This is a genomic window from Vreelandella mediterranea (assembly GCF_970647075.1).
In genome coordinates this window covers 1,400,983-1,416,073 of the sequence record NZ_OZ310198.1, presented here as the reverse complement: position 1 = coordinate 1,416,073, position 15,091 = coordinate 1,400,983, and the positions used below count along the sequence as shown (strand labels likewise).

The window sequence follows — 15,091 nt, the reverse complement described above, 5'->3', positions numbered from 1 at the left end:
CGCTTTTGCGCGCCACCAACATTGAATGGAGTCATTTGTGCATCTAGCTGAGCAGCTGCTGGACCTTTCTCTCTCGCCTTTAACCTTGCTGTTGATGATTTTTCTGATTTCAGCGCTCGAGTCCCTGGCCGTGGTGGGGCTTTTGGTGCCCGGGGTGGTACTGGTAACCGCGGCGGCGTCCATGGCGGGTCATCAGGGAGTCGACGTCGTTTGGCTACTGCTGGCCGCTTTTTTGGGTGCCGTAATTGGCGATGGGGTGAGCTTCAAGCTGGGCTATGACCACCATGAGCAGGTGACAAGGCGCTGGCCATTGGCGCAGCACCCGGAGTGGCTAGGCCGCGGGGCGCGCTTTTTCGAGCGCTACGGCATCTATTCGGTCTTCATCGGACGCTTCGTCGGGCCGGTACGGCCGATCATTCCGCTGGTGGCCGGCATGATGCGCATGCGCCCGCGCACTTTTTTATGGGCCAACGTAAGCTCTGCGGCGATATGGGCACCGGCCTACGTGTTGCCAGGCTATTTGCTAGGCCATACCTGGCAGCGCTACCTGGAACTGCCGTCCAATATCGAAACCGCAGTTTTCGCAATAGCCGCGATTATCGTGGCGCTGATCGTGGTGTTCTCCTGGGGTCGCGCTCAGGTAGGCCGCCACGGCCGGCTCTATTTGATGACGGCGCGCCTTGTGCGCCGAGTGCCGTTCATCCGCCGACCCTGGCTTGCCATGAGCCATTCCGGCGAAGTGCCGCTGGCCTCGCTACTGCTGCTGATCATCGCGCTGGCCGCTTTTAGCGGCTGGACGCTTTACATACTACAAAGCAATGGCCCGCTTGCGCTGGACCTGCAGGCCCAGCGGCTGTTCGACTGGCTGCACACCGCGCCACTTCTAAGCGTCAGCGTATTTCTTGCCAAGCTGGGCGATAAGCTCGGTATCGTGGTGCTGATAGCACCCTGGGCGCTTTGGCTTTTGCTGCATAAACGCATCGACGTACTGAGCCACTGGGCCGTGGCGCTGGGCGGGGTAGCGCTTCTCAATACCGTCGGAAAAGCCGCCTTCGGCCGCGCTCGGCCCGATACGCCGGACTACCTGACCGGCTCGCTCTCCTACCCAAGCGCCCACACCTCGGGTTTTGTGGTGGTGATCGGCCTGGCCGCGGCGTTCATGGCCGCCGAGTGCTCGCGTCAGTATCGGCTGTGGATTTACTGGGCCGCCATTTTACTGGTGGTGCCCATGGCCCTTTCGCGGCTTTTGCTCGGCGTGCACTGGCTCAGCGATTTAATCGGCGGGGCGCTTTTGGGGCTGATCGTGTGCGCGCTGGTCAGGCTTTCCTGGCAGCGCCGCGCTCGCCCGGCGCTGCCGCCCTGCCCGGTGGCGCTGCTGGTGGGTGCAACCGTGGTGCTAATGGGCCTACGGGTCGGCTTTTTACCCCCGGTTTAAGGCGCGCCTAGCCCAGCGCGAGCCAAAGCCCCACCCCAATCATCAAGGTGCCGGCGATACGGTTCATAAGGCGTACGTTACCGCTTTTACCCAGCGTACGGCGCAGGGTTTTACCGCCCGTGGCATAGATCAGCATGCTGGCAAATTCAATGACGAGAATCACCGCGATCAGCGCGATGAGCTGCTGCGCAAGCCCCCGGGAGCTATCCAGAAACGGCGGCAGCAGGGCAACGAAAAACGCCCAGCCCTTGGGGTTGGCGATCGCGGTCACGAACCCCTGGGTCGCCAGCTGCAGGCGCCCGGCGGGCAGGCCCGTATCGAGGGTATCGGGAATCGCCATGCGCCCGCGCGAGCGCCACATCATCACGCCCAGGTACACCAGGTAAGCCCCGCCAGCCCACTTGAACACCGTAAATAGTGCCGGCTGTTGGAGCATCAGCGCTGCCACGCCTGCCCCGGCCGCTGCGGCCACCAGGCCAACGCCGGCAAGCTCCCCCATCATCATCCAAAGAGTGCGTTTGACCCCTTGGGTCATACCCAGCACCATCGCCAGGGTCATACACATACCCGGCGTGAGCGAGACGAACAAAAAAGTGGGGATGAAGACGGAGAGTGTCGCCCAGGAGAGCATTCGCGAAGTTCCTTCCTATTGAACGGGTTATGAGCCAGCGGGGTGCTCGCCCCAGCGGGGCACCAGAGAATGGGCGATACCCAACTGATTGAGAATGCGCGCCACGATAAAGTCGACCAGGTCCTCGATCGAGGTTGGCTTGTGATAAAAGCCGGGGGCGGCGGGCAAGATGACCGCGCCCAGCCGACTCAGCGTCAGCATGTGCTCCAAATGAATCGCCGAGAACGGCGTTTCACGGGGGACCATGACCAGGGTTCGGCGTTCCTTGAGGGCGACATCCGCGGCGCGCTCGATCAGGTTATTGCTGGCCCCCGTGGCCACCGCCGAAAGCGTGCCGGTGGAGCACGGGCAGATCACCATTCTAGAAGGCGCGCCGGAGCCCGAGGCGACCGGCGCCATCCAGTCTTCACGCCCGAAGCAGCGAATCTGGCCCGGCTTCGCGCCGCTTAGCGCCGTCAGGGCTTCCTGCAAACGCTCGGGCTTGGCGGGCAGGTCCACATCGGTTTCCGTGGCGATGACCATATGGGCGGCCTTGGAGATCATCACCCACACCTCACAGCCAGCGCCTACCAGCACCTCGATAAGGCGCAGCCCGTACTGGGCGCCGGAGGCGCCGGTCAGCGCCACACTCACCGGGGCCTTGAACCCCGTCGTGCTATCGCGCTCGTCCATTCAAACCCCCTTGTCAGCCAGTGCGCGTAAAAGACGCTCGTGAACGCCGTCGAAGCCGCCGTTGGACATGACCACGATACGGTCCTGGGGCAGCGCCCGGGCCACCACCGCCTCGACCAGCGCGTCGATATCGTGATACAGCCCGCCAGGCGCCTGGTCGTCCACCAACGTGGCCATCGACCAATCGAGCCCCTTGGGTTCGAACCAAAAGGCGGCGTCGGCATCTTCGACAGAGCCTTTCAACCGCTCGGCAAGCGCCCCCTGGCGCATGGTGTTGGAGCGCGGCTCGATCACGGCCAATAGCCGCCCGTTGGGGGTTGCGGCGCGCAGCCCCTTTAGCGTAGCGGCGATAGCGGTGGGGTGATGGGCAAAGTCGTCGATCACCTGTATGCCGTTTATGTCGCCGCGCACTTCCTGACGGCGGCGCGGCGTTTGAAAGCGTGAAAGCGCCGCACACGCCCGCGCCAAATCCACGCCCAACCGATGAGCACAGGCGAGCGCGGCGAGGGCGTTACGCGCGTTGTACTCGCCGGTCAGCCCCCATTCCACTACGGCGTCCTCGGCGGTCTCGCCCTGCTCGTGAATCACCCTAAAGCGGCTGGCGTCTGGCTGCTCCAACTGATAGCGCCAGGGGCTTGCCGAGTCGTTTCCAAAATACGCGATCGGTGACCAGGCGCCCATATCGAGCACCCGCGTCAAAGCGCTTTGATCGTCGGCGACCAGCAACAGACCCTTGCTCGGCACGGTACGCACCAGGTGATGAAACTGACGCTCGATCGCCGCCAGGTCCGGGAAAATATCGGCGTGGTCGAACTCCAGGTTATTGAGCACGGCGATATGCGGGCGGTAGTGAACGAACTTGGAGCGCTTGTCGAAAAACGCCGTGTCGTACTCGTCGGCTTCGACGACAAAGGGCGCCTCTTGCGCTCCCAGCCGGGCGGAAACCCCGAAGTTGCGCGGCACCCCGCCGATCAAAAACCCCGGTGTGAGCCCGGCGCTCTCCAAAAGCCAGGCCAGGAGGCTGGCCGTGGTGGTCTTACCGTGAGTGCCGGCGATCGCGATCACCTGGCGACCGGGCAGCACGTAATCGGCAAGCCACTGCGCACCGGAAGTGTAGCGCAGGTTCAAATCGAGCAGCGCCTCGACTTCCGGATTACCCCGGGACAGGGCGTTGCCCACCAAGACCAGGTCGATGTCCGCGCCGAGGTTATCGGCCTGGTAGCCGTTTTTAAGCGTGATGCCGGCGCTTTCGAGCTGAGTGCTCATCGGCGGGTAAACGTTGGCATCCGAGCCGCTGACCTGATGGCCAAGCTCGCGGGCCAACAGCGCAAGGCTGCCCATAAAAGTGCCACAGATACCGATAATATGCAGACGCATGGGTTTTACCCCCTCCCCTTGGCGACACCGCTTGGCCGAGCGATTCCAAAAAAGCGTAAAAAATCAGTCGCTGAGACTAGCACGCCTTGAAGACAGGCTCATCTTCGCCTGCCAATTTCGTGGCATGAATGTGACAACGCGCCCGCTTTGTTGCAGGATGCAGCCACTCAACCGACCCATCCTTTTCAAGCGGCGCAGCCCCCGCTTATGGAGTACCTGATGCGTAGCGTGATTCGCACCTTCTTTCGCGGCGTCCGTTTGGTGATGTCTCCCTTCATGCTGGCCTCGGAGAAACTCTCCACACCCAAGGGGATGGAGCGCACACCCGAGGCGCAGGCCGAGGCCGACAAGGCCTGCGAGAACCTGGCGCTTTATCAGTTTCGCACCTGCCCTTTTTGTATCAAGGTGCGCAAGGAGATCGCCCGACTGAATCTCAACATCGAAACCCGGGATACCCAGCACGACGCCGCCAACAAGGAGGCGCTGTTGCAAGGTGGAGGCCGGGGCAAGGTGCCGTGTCTTAAAATCGCGCGGGACGACGGCGAGACCGAGTGGCTTTATGAGTCCGATGATATCAACCGCTGGCTTCACCAGCGCTTTGGCTAATCCCTTCGCGGGAAAGCGTTCGGCAACGCCGCAGTCCGCCGAGGCTATATCGCCCCGGCCGCGACACGCCACCACGACACGGCAAGCGCGACCATGCATGTTGGCGCTTAGCCTGGCGGCTTTAGCGGCGTTTTGGGACGCGCCTTCATCGCCATCCTCTTATACATCATGGCTTTGAATCATACGTTAGTTTTATTTCATGAATAAGGCACCACGCGGCTTTGCGCCGACTCATTCAGCAGATGAATGAAGCGTGTCATTTTTTCGATTGTGCCTGGTCACGGGCAATCTCTATGTTATTAAGATGGCTTACGGGCTGACCGTGTCTACTTTGTTGGCGCCTATTCCACTAGGCGCCAACAAAGTTGAACAATAACTAATGTCTAACGGGAACAATACATGAAGCTTAAAAAAACGATCCTCGCGTCCGTTATCGGCGCGGCTTTGGCGGGCACTGCACTACTCCCCCTGACCGCAAGCGCTGAAACGCTGCGTATCGGCTACGCCGCCGACCCGGAAACCCTGGATATCCACGAACAGCTCTCCGGCGGCATGCTGCGCTTTTCTCACCTCGTTTTCGACCCGCTGGTACGCTGGACCAAGGATTTCGAGTTCGAGCCGCGCCTGGCAACCGAATGGGAACAGGTCGACGAAACCCACCTGCGCATGACGCTGCGTGAAGGCGTAACCTTCCACTCCGGTAACGAATTCACCGCCAAGGACGTGGTGTGGACCATCGAGCGTCTGCAGCAGAGCCCGGACTACCGCGCAATCTTCGAGCCGATCGCAAGCGTCGAGGCCGTGGACGACTATACCGTCGAGATCACCACCACCGAGCCTTATCCGTTGATGCTCAACCTCGCCACCTACGTCTTCCCGATGGATAGTCAGTTTTATACCGGTGATACCGACGATGGCGACGATAAATCCGAGATCGTCAAAGCGGGCAACTCCTTTGCCTCGCGCAACGTTTCCGGTACCGGCCCCTTCGAGGTCACCAGCCGCCGCCAAGGCGTACGGGTCGACTTCGCGCGTTTCGATAACTACTGGGACACCGAAAGCGAAGGTAACGTCAGTGAAATCGTGTTGACGCCGATTTCCGAAAACGCTTCTCGCGTCGCCGCGCTGCTGTCCGGCGGGGTCGACTTCATCGACGCCGTGCCGCCCAACGACCTGGACCGCGTACGTGACGCCCAGGGGGTTGACCTCATCGAGGTGCCCGGCACGCGTATCATCGGTTTTCAGCTCAACGAAGAGCGTGTCGAAGCCTTCCAGGACGTCCGCGTTCGCCAGGCCGTCGACCTGGCCATCAACCAGGAAGGCATCGCTGATCGCTTGATGCGTGGCTTCGCCACCCCGGCCGGCCAGCTCTCCGCGGAAGGCTACGTTGGCTACAACCCGGATCTGGTACCGCGCTACGATATCGAACGGGCCCAGGAGCTGATGAACGAAGCGGGCTTCGAAGACGGCTTCACCGTCGAAATGATCGCGCCCAATAACCGCTACGTGAACGATGCCCAGATCGCTCAGGCGGTCGCCAACATGCTGTCGCAAATCAATATCAACGTGAACCTGCGCACCATGCCGCTGGCCCAGTACTGGCCGGAGTACGACGAGCGCACCTCCGATATCGCGATGGTCGGCTGGCACTCCGATACCGAAGATACCGCCAACCTCTTCCAGTACCTCACTTTCTGCCCGGATGAAGAGACCGGTGCCGGTCAATACAACTACGGCAGCTACTGCAACGAAGAGATCGACGCGCTGGTTACCGAAGCGGATAGCGAAACCGATCTGGAAAAACGCGCCGAGATGCTCCAGGAAGCCGAAGCCATGCTTTACGAAGACGTCGGCTATATCACGCTTCACTGGCAGAACCTGGCCTACGCCGCCGCCGAGGGTATCGACATCGAGCCGGTCGTGAACGCGATCGACTTCCCGTACCTGGGTGACTTGGTGATCGACCGCTAATACTTGCGCGTTTCGTAGCCGCTAGTTCCCAGCACTACACCGCAGGCAAGGATGCTTCGCTCTCTCGACCGAGAGGGCGAAGCATTTTACGTGGCTGCCCGCTGCGGCTGCGAATCACCCTTTTGCTCCCCTGACCAACGATTACATAGGTGGCGTACGCCATGATTGCTTTTTTAATCAAGCGGCTGATGCACGCGGTATTGGTGATGTTTGTCATCAGTGTATTGGCCTTCGCCATCCAGGATAACCTGGGTGACCCGGTACAACAGCTGGTGGGCCAGTCCGTTCCGGAAAGCGAGCGCGAGGCGCTGCGCGAGCGGATGGGGCTCAACGACCCCTTCCTGGTGCAATACGCGCGGTTTGCCACCAACGCCGTGCAGGGCGATTTCGGCCAATCCTACTTCTATCGTGAACCCGCGCTCGAGGTCATTGCCCGCCACCTGCCCGCCACCCTCGAGCTGGTCTTTGCGGCAACGCTCATCATCGTGGTGTTCTCGGTTCCCATTGGGGTATACAGCGCCATCAAGCCGCGCTCGCCGGTCTCGCGCTTTTTTATGGGCGCCTCGATCATCGGTATCTCGGTCCCGGTATTTTTGACCGCGATCGTGTTGATCCAGATATTTTCGATCGGCGTGACCGTCACCCTCTTCCCCCAGGGCACTGGCTGGGGGGCATGGCTCAACGGCCTGCTTTCCACCTCGGGCAACATGCCCTCCTTCGGGCGTGGCTACGATCTGGTCCATGTCGCCGGCCACTGGGACACCAACTTACTCACCTGGAGCGGTATCCAACATCTGGTGCTGCCCGCGATCTCGCTGGCCTCCATTATGCTGCCCCTGTTCGTCCGCCTGATTCGCGCGGAAATGATGGAAGTATTGCAGTCGGAGTATGTGAAGTACGCCCGCGCCAAGGGTATTTCCATGCGGCGCATCTACTTCGTTCACGCGCTGAAAAACACCATGCTGCCGGTCATCACCGTGGGCGGCGTGCAGATCGGCACCATGGTGGCCTACACCATTCTGACCGAAACCGTTTTCCAATGGCCCGGTATGGGACTGATGTTCCTGGAAGCGATCAACCGTGCCGACATTCCGCTGATCGTCAGCTACTTGATGATCGTCGGCGTCATATTCGTGGTGACGAACACGATCGTGGATTTGATCTACGGCTTCGTTAACCCCACCGTAAAACTGACAGGTAAGCCCGCATGACCACCACGACCGCCCCAAGCCGCTGGGAGCGCCTACGCGACTCCTATCTGTGGTACAGCTTCAAGCGTGACCGCACCGCTCAACTGTGCCTGTTCATTTTTATCTGTTTGGTGGTCGCGGCCTTTTCGGCGCCGCTTTTGGCCCCAACCGACCCCTACGATCTACGTCAGATCAACATTCTCGACTCCGAGCTTCCGCCCTTCTGGATAGACGGTGCCGACGAGCGCTACAGCCTGGGCACCGACGCCCAGGGGCGCGATCTATGGTCGATCATTCTCTACGGTACCCGCGTCTCGCTTTTGATCGGCTTTGGCGCCGTGCTGCTACAGGCGCTGATCGGCGTCACCTTCGGCCTGATGGCCGGCTACCTGGGCGGGCGCGTCGATGCGATTCTAATGCGCCTGGCCGATATCCAGCTTTCGTTTTCCACCCTGATGGTCGCGATCGTGGTGGGCGCGGTGGTCAAGGCCACCATGGGCAGCGCTTTTTACAGCCAGTACGCGGTGCTCATGCTGATTCTGATCATTGGACTGGCCGAGTGGCCTCAGTACGCGCGTACCGTGCGCGCCTCGGTGCTGGCCGAGCGAAGCAAAGAGTACGTCGACGCCGCCCGGGTCATGGGACTTCGCAGCAAACGCATCATGTTTCGCCACGTGCTGCCCAATACGCTGTCGCCCATTTTCGTCATCTCCACCGTACAGATCGCCAACGCGATCATTTCCGAGGCCGCGCTTTCGTTTCTGGGCCTTGGGATGCCGGAAACCCACCCATCGCTTGGTTCACTGATCAAGGCCGGGTTCGACTATATTCAGTCGGGCTCCTGGTGGATTACGCTGATCCCCGGTGCGGTACTGGTCGTGCTGGTGCTCTCTATCAATTTGCTGGGTGATTGGCTTCGCGATGTCATGAACCCCCGGCTCTACAAGGGGTGACACACCATGGCACTACTTGAAGTTTCACAGCTCGATGTTCGTTTTGCGCTACGCCAGGGCGAAGTACACGCCCTGCGCGACATCAACTTCACCCTGGACCGCGGCGAACGCTTAGGGATCGTCGGCGAGTCCGGCGCCGGCAAGTCGGTGGCCGCGTTTTCGCTTTTGAACCTCATCTCCAAACCCGGCTTCATCGCCGGCGGCAGCGTCGCGTTCGAGGGTCAAACGCTTAACAAGATGTCCGAGCGCGGCTTGCGCAAGGTGCGCGGCAACCGTATCTCGATGATTTTCCAGGACCCGATGATGACGCTCAACCCGGTGCTTTCCATCGGCGAGCAGATGGTCGAGTGTTTGAAGGCGCACCGGCGTATTTCCAGCAAGGCCGCCCGCGCCATTGCGCTGGACAAGCTCCAGCAAGTGCAGATTCCCTCGCCGGAGAAGCGCCTGGACCAGTACCCGCACGAGCTTTCTGGCGGTATGCGCCAGCGCATCATCATCGCCATCGCCCTGCTGCTCGACCCGGACATCATCATTGCCGACGAGCCCACCACCGCCCTCGATGTCACCATCCAGGCGGAAATCATGGCGCTATTGCTGGATCTATGCGAGCAGCACAACGTCGGTTTGATCCTGATCACCCACGATCTGGGGGTGGTCAGCCAGGTCACCCAGCGGATGCTGGTCATGTACGCCGGCCGGGTCATCGAACAGGGCCCGACCCGGGAGATCATCAACGACCCGCAGCACCCGTACACCCAAGGGCTGATCAACGCCCTGCCGCAGATGGCCACGCCCGGCGAGAAGCTAAACCAGATTCCCGGCAGCATGCCGTCGCTTTCCAATCTGCCCAGCGGCTGCGCGTTTCATCCGCGCTGCGAGTTCCGGGTCCGCCCAAATGGCGAACCCCGGACGGCGTGTACCGAACAGGTGCCAGGCTTTGTCGACACCGGCAACTGCCGCGTCGCCTGCCATATGGTGGCCGAAATGCTCGAAGACCGCCGCGCGAAGGAGGAAACCCCATGAGTGCCGAGGCCAACGTGATCCCGGCTCGCGAGCTCGAGACATCCAGCACCCCTGGCGTCAACGAGCCAAGCCCCGAATCGCTTTTACAAATTCGCGACCTGAAAAAACGCTTCTCGCTGTCCGGCGATTTTCTCGATCAGCTGCGCTTTAAAAAGGGCCGACTGGTCCGCCATCAGGAGTACGTTCACGCCATCAACGGCGTGAACCTGGATATCAAGCGCGGCGAAGCGCTTTGCGTGGTCGGCGAGTCCGGCTGCGGCAAATCCACCGTGGCGCGCACCGTCATGGGGCTTTTGAGCCCTTCCGAGGGGGAAATTCATTTCGACGGTCAGCGTATCGACGACTTGAGTTCCCGCCAGCTGCTGCCGTATCGCAAGCGCATGCAGATGATCTTTCAAAACCCCTACGCGTCGCTCAACCCGCGAATGACCATCCAGCAAACCCTGGAAGAGCCGCTGCGCTTTCACCATCCAGAGTGGGGCCGTGACGCGGTGGCCGACAAGGTACAGTCGGTGATGCAGTCGGTGGGCATCGACCCGGACTGGGGCAAGCGCTTTGGCCACGAATTCTCCGGCGGTCAGCGCCAGCGTATCGCCATTGCCCGCGCTTTGGCGGTGGACCCGGAGTTCATCGTCGCCGACGAGCCGATCTCGGCGCTGGACGTCTCCATTCAAGCCCAGGTGCTGAATCTTTTGATGGACGCCCAGCACGAGCGTAACCTGACGTATCTGTTCATCACCCACGATTTGGCCGTGGTCGAGCACTTCGGTACCCGGGTCGCGGTCATGTACCTGGGGACGGTGTGCGAAATAGCCACCACCGGCACGCTTTTCGATAAGCCCCGCCACCCCTATACTCAGGCGCTGTTATCGGCGATCCCGCGCTTGCAGGATGACCGGCCCCAGCACATTCGCCTTTCCGGCGAGGTGCCGACCCCGGTGAACTTGCCCAGCGGCTGCGTGTTCCACGGCCGCTGCCCCTATGCCAATGCGCGTTGTAAGCAGGAGATTCCCGTACTACGAACCCAGGACGACGGCACGCGGGTGGCCTGCCACGGCGTTGAAGAAGGCCGATTATGATGTCGAGCCACCGGATTAGCGCCGCTCCTTCATCATCACGGAGTAAGGCATGGAAATTCGCTGGCTAGAAGATTTTATCGCCCTGGCCAGAACCCGGCACTTCTCCCGCGCGGCGGACGAGCAGCACGTGACCCAGCCCACCTTTTCACGGCGAATCAAGCTACTCGAAGAGGAAATGGGCGCAACGCTGATCAACCGCCAAACCCTGCCGCTGTCACTCACACCGGCCGGGGAGGAGTTTTTGACCCTCTGCGAGCAAATCACCGACCGAGTGCGCCTGACCCGCGACCGGGTTCAGGAAATCAGCGCCGGTCAGCAGCGGCGGATCATGGTGGCCACCCCCCAAAGCCTGCTGCCCCAGTTTCTGCCCCGATGGCTTTCCGACATTGGCTGGCAGGACCGCATTCAGCCCTACCTAAGGGCGACGGGTTGGGTGGCCGGCGACTACTTTCAGGCGCTGGCCCGGGCCGAGTGCGATCTGGCGATCTGCTACTGGCCCACCGGGCGCTGCGATCTGGATATCGACACCAGCGGCTGCATCTACCGGGTGATCGGCAAGGAGCGGCTGATTCCGGTGACCGCGCTGAACCCGGCGGGCGAGCCCGCCGCCCAACTGCCCGGCACCTCCGCCAAGCCCGTACGCTGGCTGGCCTACCCCAAACGCGGGCTTTTGGGCGCGGCAGTGAAGGCGCACCTGGCGCGGCTCTCCCAGAGCAGCTACTTGACCGCCCAGAGCGAAAACCTGTTTGCCGCGAATATCAAGGAGCTGGTGCTGCTGGGTTACGGCATGGCCTGGCTACCCGAGCGCAACGTCGCCACCGAACTTGAAAGCGGCACACTGATGCGCGCCGGCAGCACCCAGTGGGATGTAACGATGGAGCTTCGCCTATATCGTCATCAGAAAAAGCACCACGCCGAGCTCGAAAGGCTCTGGAGCGAGCTGCCCTCGCTACGCGTTTAAAAGGATCGTTATGTCTGACACACTCTTGTTACTGCAAAAAGCACACCTGGCGCATCTCGAGCGCACTTACGCCGACCTGTTACAACGCACTGACTTCGATAGCGTCGCGATTTACAGCGGCCACGCCGATAATTTCTTCGCCGACGATCACGCCCCCGCCTTCCAGGCCTACGGCCATTTCATGCACTGGGTGGGGCTAAGCGATGCCCAGCACAGCTGGGTGGTGATCGAGCCGGGTAAAAAGCCCAAACTGCTTCTTTTTGCTCCGAGCGACTTCTGGCACCTGACCGCCGCGCTTCCCGAAGAGCCCTGGGTCGAGGCGTTCGACATCACGCTTTGCCGCGAGCACCCCACCCCCACGCTCTCCAAAAATGCCGCGTTGATCGGTGACATCGAGCGCCTGGACGAGGGCCGACGCCAGGCGCTTGAAGGCCAGGTGATGCCCGAGGCGCTGGTTCACGCGCTGGACGAAAACCGCCTTTATAAAACCGACTACGAACTTGCCTGCCTACGCGAGGCCAACCGGCTGGCTCTGGCCGGCCACCAGGCCGCCAAGACCGCGTTTATCGGCGCCAGCAGCGAACTCGACATTCAGTTGGCGTATCTCGGCGCAAGCCGTCAGCGCGAATCCGCGGTGCCCTATCAAAACATCATCGGCCTCAACGACCACGCCGGTGTGCTCCACTACCAGCACTACGATTTAGCGCCGCCCCAACTGCGCCATAGCCTGCTGGTAGATGCCGGGCATCGCTTCCGGGGTTACTGTGCGGATATCACCCGCACCCACGTCGGCCCGGATGCCCCGGAAACCTTCGGCGCGCTGGTGGTCGCCATGCACGGCCTAAAAAACGAACTGGTCAAAAGCATTGGGCCGGGGGTCGAATACCTGACGCTGCACGAAAAGATGCACAAACGCTTGGCGGATATTCTGGTGAGCTTCGATCTTTACAAGGACACCGCTGAAAGCGCCGTGCGCCTGGGGGTGACGCGCGCTTTCTGCCCCCACGGGTTGGGCCACTCGCTCGGCCTGCAGGTGCACGATGTCGGCGGGCTCAAAGCCGCCGACGGCACCCCGATGCCCGCCCCGAAGGAGCACCCGGCACTACGCCTGACGCGCACGCTCAAACCCGGCATGGTCGTGACCATCGAACCCGGGCTCTACTTTATCCCCATGCTGCTGGACCCGCTCAAGGCGCAGGACGTTGCCATCAATTGGCCCTTGGTGGCGTCACTGCTGCACTGCGGCGGGATTCGTATCGAGGATAACGTAGCGGTCACCGAATCGGGCTTCGAGAACCTGACGCTTTAAAACGTTGCGCCTTTAAGCGGCGCTTTTAAACACCGGCCCGCTGCTCCGGCGGCCGCGCAAAGGCGCCGGCGCTCAGATACGAAACAGACGGCGGCTATTGTCGCGAATGGTGTCCGCAATTTCTGAAGGCGACTCGTCGCGGATCTCACAAAGGCTCTGCCAAATGTGGCGGATACGCTCCGGGCGGTTGGGCTCGCCCTGGAACCCTTGCACGGGCATATCCGGCGAGTCAGTTTCCAGCAAAAGCGAGGAAAGCGGCAGGCGAGACAGGGTGCGGCGGGTTTTGGTGGCGCGCTCGTAGGTCATGGTACCGCCCACCCCAATGAAGTACCCCGCCTCGATAAAGGCTCGCGCCTGCTGCTCGCTGCCGGCAAAGCCGTGCACCACGCCGGCCCTGGGAAGCTCGAGGCGCCTTAAATGCATCGCCAGTTTATCGTGGGTGCGCCGTGAGTGAAGTATCACGGGCAAATCGAACTGGCGGGCCAGGCGCAGTTGGGCCGTCAGCACCGCCTCCTGTTTTTCGAACTGGGGGTCTTCGATAAAAAGATCCAGGCCGATTTCCCCGATCGCCACCAGCTTGTCGGGCTTTTGTTGAAGCCACGCCTCGAGCTGCTCGAGATCGCCCTCTTCCACCTCCTTTACCGCCATGGGGTGAATGCCGAGCGCGGCATACACCGGCTCGAAACGCTCGGCCAGCGCCATGACGCCGTCGAAGCGCTGCGCCGAGACACCTACCGCAATGATCTTTTCCACCCCGGCGTCTCGTGCCAACGCCAGGCTCTGGGTTTCGTTCCCGAAAAACGGGGGAAAATCGAAGTGACAGTGGGTATCAACGAAGTGGGTATCAACTGAGGGGGTATCAGCTAAGTGGGTATCAACAGACTGTGCGGGCATCTCGGCACTCCTTTAACCGTGACCGGCGTCGTTGCAAACCGGACATACACAAAAACGCCCGGCGTTTGCCGAGCGTCATGGTGCTTATCTAGCGTTGTCCACCCGAAGGCTTAGAAGCGGTAGGTAACGCCGCCACCAACGGTAACGGGGTTCATATCGACTTCGCCAACGGTCTCGCCGCCGACACGAATGTCGGAGTCTACATCGGAGTAGCTTACGTAACCGTTGAGCATGACGTTGTCGGTGACGGCCAGATCGACACCGGCCTGGCCGATGGCGCCGTAGCTGTGCTTGACGCTAACGTCGCTGGGCTCGCCAGAGAAACGCGTGTAGTTAAGACCCGCGCCTACATAGGGCTGTACGGGAGAGTCAAAACCACCCAGCGGGTAGTAGTTGACCAACAGGTTGACCGGCAGACGATCGATCGAGCCGATATTACCCGCCGAGCCAGTGTTCAAAGTGTGCTCGAATTTTTCGGAGCTGTTGAGCTCGAGGCCGACGTTAGGCGTGAACAGGTAGCCCGCACCGAAGGTGAAGCCGTTTTCACTTTGCACGTTCAGGGAATCACCGGCCACGTTACCGTTACTGGAGCCGGTATCCGTCTGGGCGAAACCACCGCGAACGAAGATGTCGCCCGCCTCGTTCTGGCTTGCGAAAGCCGCTTGGCTCGCCATCAAGACGCTGGCGGAAATCACGGCGGCAGAAATCGTTTTAACGCTGTTCATAGGAGTCATCCTTTATCTTTTGCCAGGGATTGGCGCCGGTTCGACCGGCTTACTTATACAATATATACCAATCGAACACTGTTTCCAAATAAAGCGTAGAACATATTTATAATATTTTTACATGACGACTGCTTTTTTAAGCACAAAAAAAAGGCCCCCCGAAGGGGGCCCAGGTGGAGCACGCCAGCTCACTCAGTGTGCCGCCCGGCTCGGGCGGCGTAGCAGTAAAGGGAGAGTCGTTTAAGCGGTGACTCTGTTCAGCTGC

At 61.0% G+C, this 15,091-nt stretch carries 14 protein-coding genes; 9 read left to right on the top strand and 5 right to left on the bottom strand.

Annotation, left to right across the window (positions count from 1 at the left end):
- The first annotated feature begins 37 nt into the window (after positions 1–37).
- Positions 38–1,435 (top strand): bifunctional DedA family/phosphatase PAP2 family protein, encoded by a 1,398-nt coding sequence (locus tag ACWFVE_RS06690; protein ID WP_447528503.1) that lies wholly within the window; start codon positions 38–40, stop codon positions 1,433–1,435.
- 7 nt (positions 1,436–1,442) lie between these two features.
- Here the strand turns inward: ACWFVE_RS06690 and ACWFVE_RS06685 are convergent, their stop codons facing one another.
- Genes ACWFVE_RS06685 through mpl form a run of 3 tightly spaced genes read right to left on the bottom strand, consistent with a single transcriptional unit; the run spans position 1,443 to position 4,115 of the window.
- Complete coding sequence (locus tag ACWFVE_RS06685; RefSeq protein ID WP_447528502.1) at positions 1,443–2,066, bottom strand: LysE family translocator; 624 nt, start codon at positions 2,064–2,066, stop codon at positions 1,443–1,445.
- 27 nt (positions 2,067–2,093) lie between these two features.
- Positions 2,094–2,738 carry a flavin prenyltransferase UbiX gene (locus tag ACWFVE_RS06680; RefSeq protein ID WP_447528501.1) on the bottom strand — a complete coding sequence of 215 codons (645 nt, stop codon included), beginning with the start codon at positions 2,736–2,738 and terminating at the stop codon, positions 2,094–2,096.
- The gene (gene mpl / locus ACWFVE_RS06675; RefSeq protein ID WP_447528500.1) at positions 2,739–4,115 is read right to left on the bottom strand and encodes a UDP-N-acetylmuramate:L-alanyl-gamma-D-glutamyl-meso-diaminopimelate ligase; all 1,377 of its coding nucleotides are present in this window, start codon (positions 4,113–4,115) and stop codon (positions 2,739–2,741) included.
- A 219-nt stretch (positions 4,116–4,334) separates the two neighbouring features.
- Here mpl and ACWFVE_RS06670 point away from each other — a divergent pair, with 219 nt between their 5' ends.
- From ACWFVE_RS06670 to pepQ, 8 genes are all read left to right on the top strand, one after another.
- A complete protein-coding gene (locus tag ACWFVE_RS06670; RefSeq protein ID WP_447528499.1) occupies positions 4,335–4,721 on the top strand; it encodes a glutaredoxin family protein in 387 nt (128 codons plus the stop codon).
- Between the two features lie 399 nt (positions 4,722–5,120).
- Positions 5,121–6,692, top strand: a complete 1,572-nt coding sequence (locus ACWFVE_RS06665) for an ABC transporter substrate-binding protein (protein ID WP_447528498.1) — start codon at positions 5,121–5,123, stop codon at positions 6,690–6,692.
- 161 nt (positions 6,693–6,853) lie between these two features.
- On the top strand, positions 6,854–7,903 hold the full coding sequence (locus ACWFVE_RS06660) for an ABC transporter permease (protein ID WP_447528497.1): 1,050 nt from the start codon (positions 6,854–6,856) through the stop codon (positions 7,901–7,903).
- Positions 7,900–8,835 carry an ABC transporter permease gene (locus ACWFVE_RS06655; protein WP_447528496.1) on the top strand — a complete coding sequence of 312 codons (936 nt, stop codon included), beginning with the start codon at positions 7,900–7,902 and terminating at the stop codon, positions 8,833–8,835. The genes ACWFVE_RS06660 and ACWFVE_RS06655 overlap by 4 nt, the downstream gene beginning before the upstream one ends.
- A gap of 6 nt (positions 8,836–8,841) precedes the next feature.
- The gene (locus ACWFVE_RS06650; RefSeq protein WP_447528495.1) at positions 8,842–9,858 is read left to right on the top strand and encodes an ABC transporter ATP-binding protein; all 1,017 of its coding nucleotides are present in this window, start codon (positions 8,842–8,844) and stop codon (positions 9,856–9,858) included.
- The gene (locus tag ACWFVE_RS06645) at positions 9,855–10,937 is read left to right on the top strand and encodes an ABC transporter ATP-binding protein (protein ID WP_447528494.1); all 1,083 of its coding nucleotides are present in this window, start codon (positions 9,855–9,857) and stop codon (positions 10,935–10,937) included. The genes ACWFVE_RS06650 and ACWFVE_RS06645 overlap by 4 nt, the downstream gene beginning before the upstream one ends.
- A 49-nt stretch (positions 10,938–10,986) precedes the next feature.
- On the top strand, positions 10,987–11,898 hold the full coding sequence (locus tag ACWFVE_RS06640) for a LysR family transcriptional regulator (RefSeq protein WP_447528493.1): 912 nt from the start codon (positions 10,987–10,989) through the stop codon (positions 11,896–11,898).
- A 10-nt stretch (positions 11,899–11,908) separates the two neighbouring features.
- Positions 11,909–13,207 carry a Xaa-Pro dipeptidase gene (gene pepQ / locus ACWFVE_RS06635; protein ID WP_447528492.1) on the top strand — a complete coding sequence of 433 codons (1,299 nt, stop codon included), beginning with the start codon at positions 11,909–11,911 and terminating at the stop codon, positions 13,205–13,207.
- A gap of 72 nt (positions 13,208–13,279) precedes the next feature.
- On the opposite strand, the gene ACWFVE_RS06630 is transcribed toward pepQ, so the two are convergent.
- Both ACWFVE_RS06630 and ACWFVE_RS06625 read right to left on the bottom strand, forming a co-directional pair.
- The gene (locus ACWFVE_RS06630) at positions 13,280–14,101 is read right to left on the bottom strand and encodes a TatD family hydrolase (RefSeq protein WP_447528491.1); all 822 of its coding nucleotides are present in this window, start codon (positions 14,099–14,101) and stop codon (positions 13,280–13,282) included.
- 110 nt (positions 14,102–14,211) lie between these two features.
- Positions 14,212–14,826: an OmpW/AlkL family protein gene (locus ACWFVE_RS06625; RefSeq protein ID WP_447528490.1), complete on the bottom strand. Its 615-nt coding sequence runs from the start codon at positions 14,824–14,826 to the stop codon at positions 14,212–14,214.
- Between the last annotated feature and the right edge of the window lie 265 nt (positions 14,827–15,091).

Bases quoted from the DNA above. Each gene is read 5' to 3' on its own strand.
- ACWFVE_RS06685 (WP_447528502.1), bottom strand. From the start codon at position 2,066: ATGCTCTCCTGGGCGACACTCTCCGTCTTCATCCCCACTTTTTTGTTC.
- ACWFVE_RS06670 (WP_447528499.1), top strand. From the start codon at position 4,335: ATGCGTAGCGTGATTCGCACCTTCTTTCGCGGCGTCCGTTTGGTGATG.
- ACWFVE_RS06660 (WP_447528497.1), top strand. From the start codon at position 6,854: ATGATTGCTTTTTTAATCAAGCGGCTGATGCACGCGGTATTGGTGATG.
- ACWFVE_RS06680 (WP_447528501.1), bottom strand. From the start codon at position 2,738: ATGGACGAGCGCGATAGCACGACGGGGTTCAAGGCCCCGGTGAGTGTG.
- ACWFVE_RS06625 (WP_447528490.1), bottom strand. From the start codon at position 14,826: ATGAACAGCGTTAAAACGATTTCTGCCGCCGTGATTTCCGCCAGCGTC.
- ACWFVE_RS06645 (WP_447528494.1), top strand. From the start codon at position 9,855: ATGAGTGCCGAGGCCAACGTGATCCCGGCTCGCGAGCTCGAGACATCC.
- ACWFVE_RS06665 (WP_447528498.1), top strand. From the start codon at position 5,121: ATGAAGCTTAAAAAAACGATCCTCGCGTCCGTTATCGGCGCGGCTTTG.
- ACWFVE_RS06630 (WP_447528491.1), bottom strand. From the start codon at position 14,101: ATGCCCGCACAGTCTGTTGATACCCACTTAGCTGATACCCCCTCAGTT.
- ACWFVE_RS06640 (WP_447528493.1), top strand. From the start codon at position 10,987: ATGGAAATTCGCTGGCTAGAAGATTTTATCGCCCTGGCCAGAACCCGG.
- ACWFVE_RS06655 (WP_447528496.1), top strand. From the start codon at position 7,900: ATGACCACCACGACCGCCCCAAGCCGCTGGGAGCGCCTACGCGACTCC.
- ACWFVE_RS06650 (WP_447528495.1), top strand. From the start codon at position 8,842: ATGGCACTACTTGAAGTTTCACAGCTCGATGTTCGTTTTGCGCTACGC.
- mpl (WP_447528500.1), bottom strand. From the start codon at position 4,115: ATGCGTCTGCATATTATCGGTATCTGTGGCACTTTTATGGGCAGCCTT.
- pepQ (WP_447528492.1), top strand. From the start codon at position 11,909: ATGTCTGACACACTCTTGTTACTGCAAAAAGCACACCTGGCGCATCTC.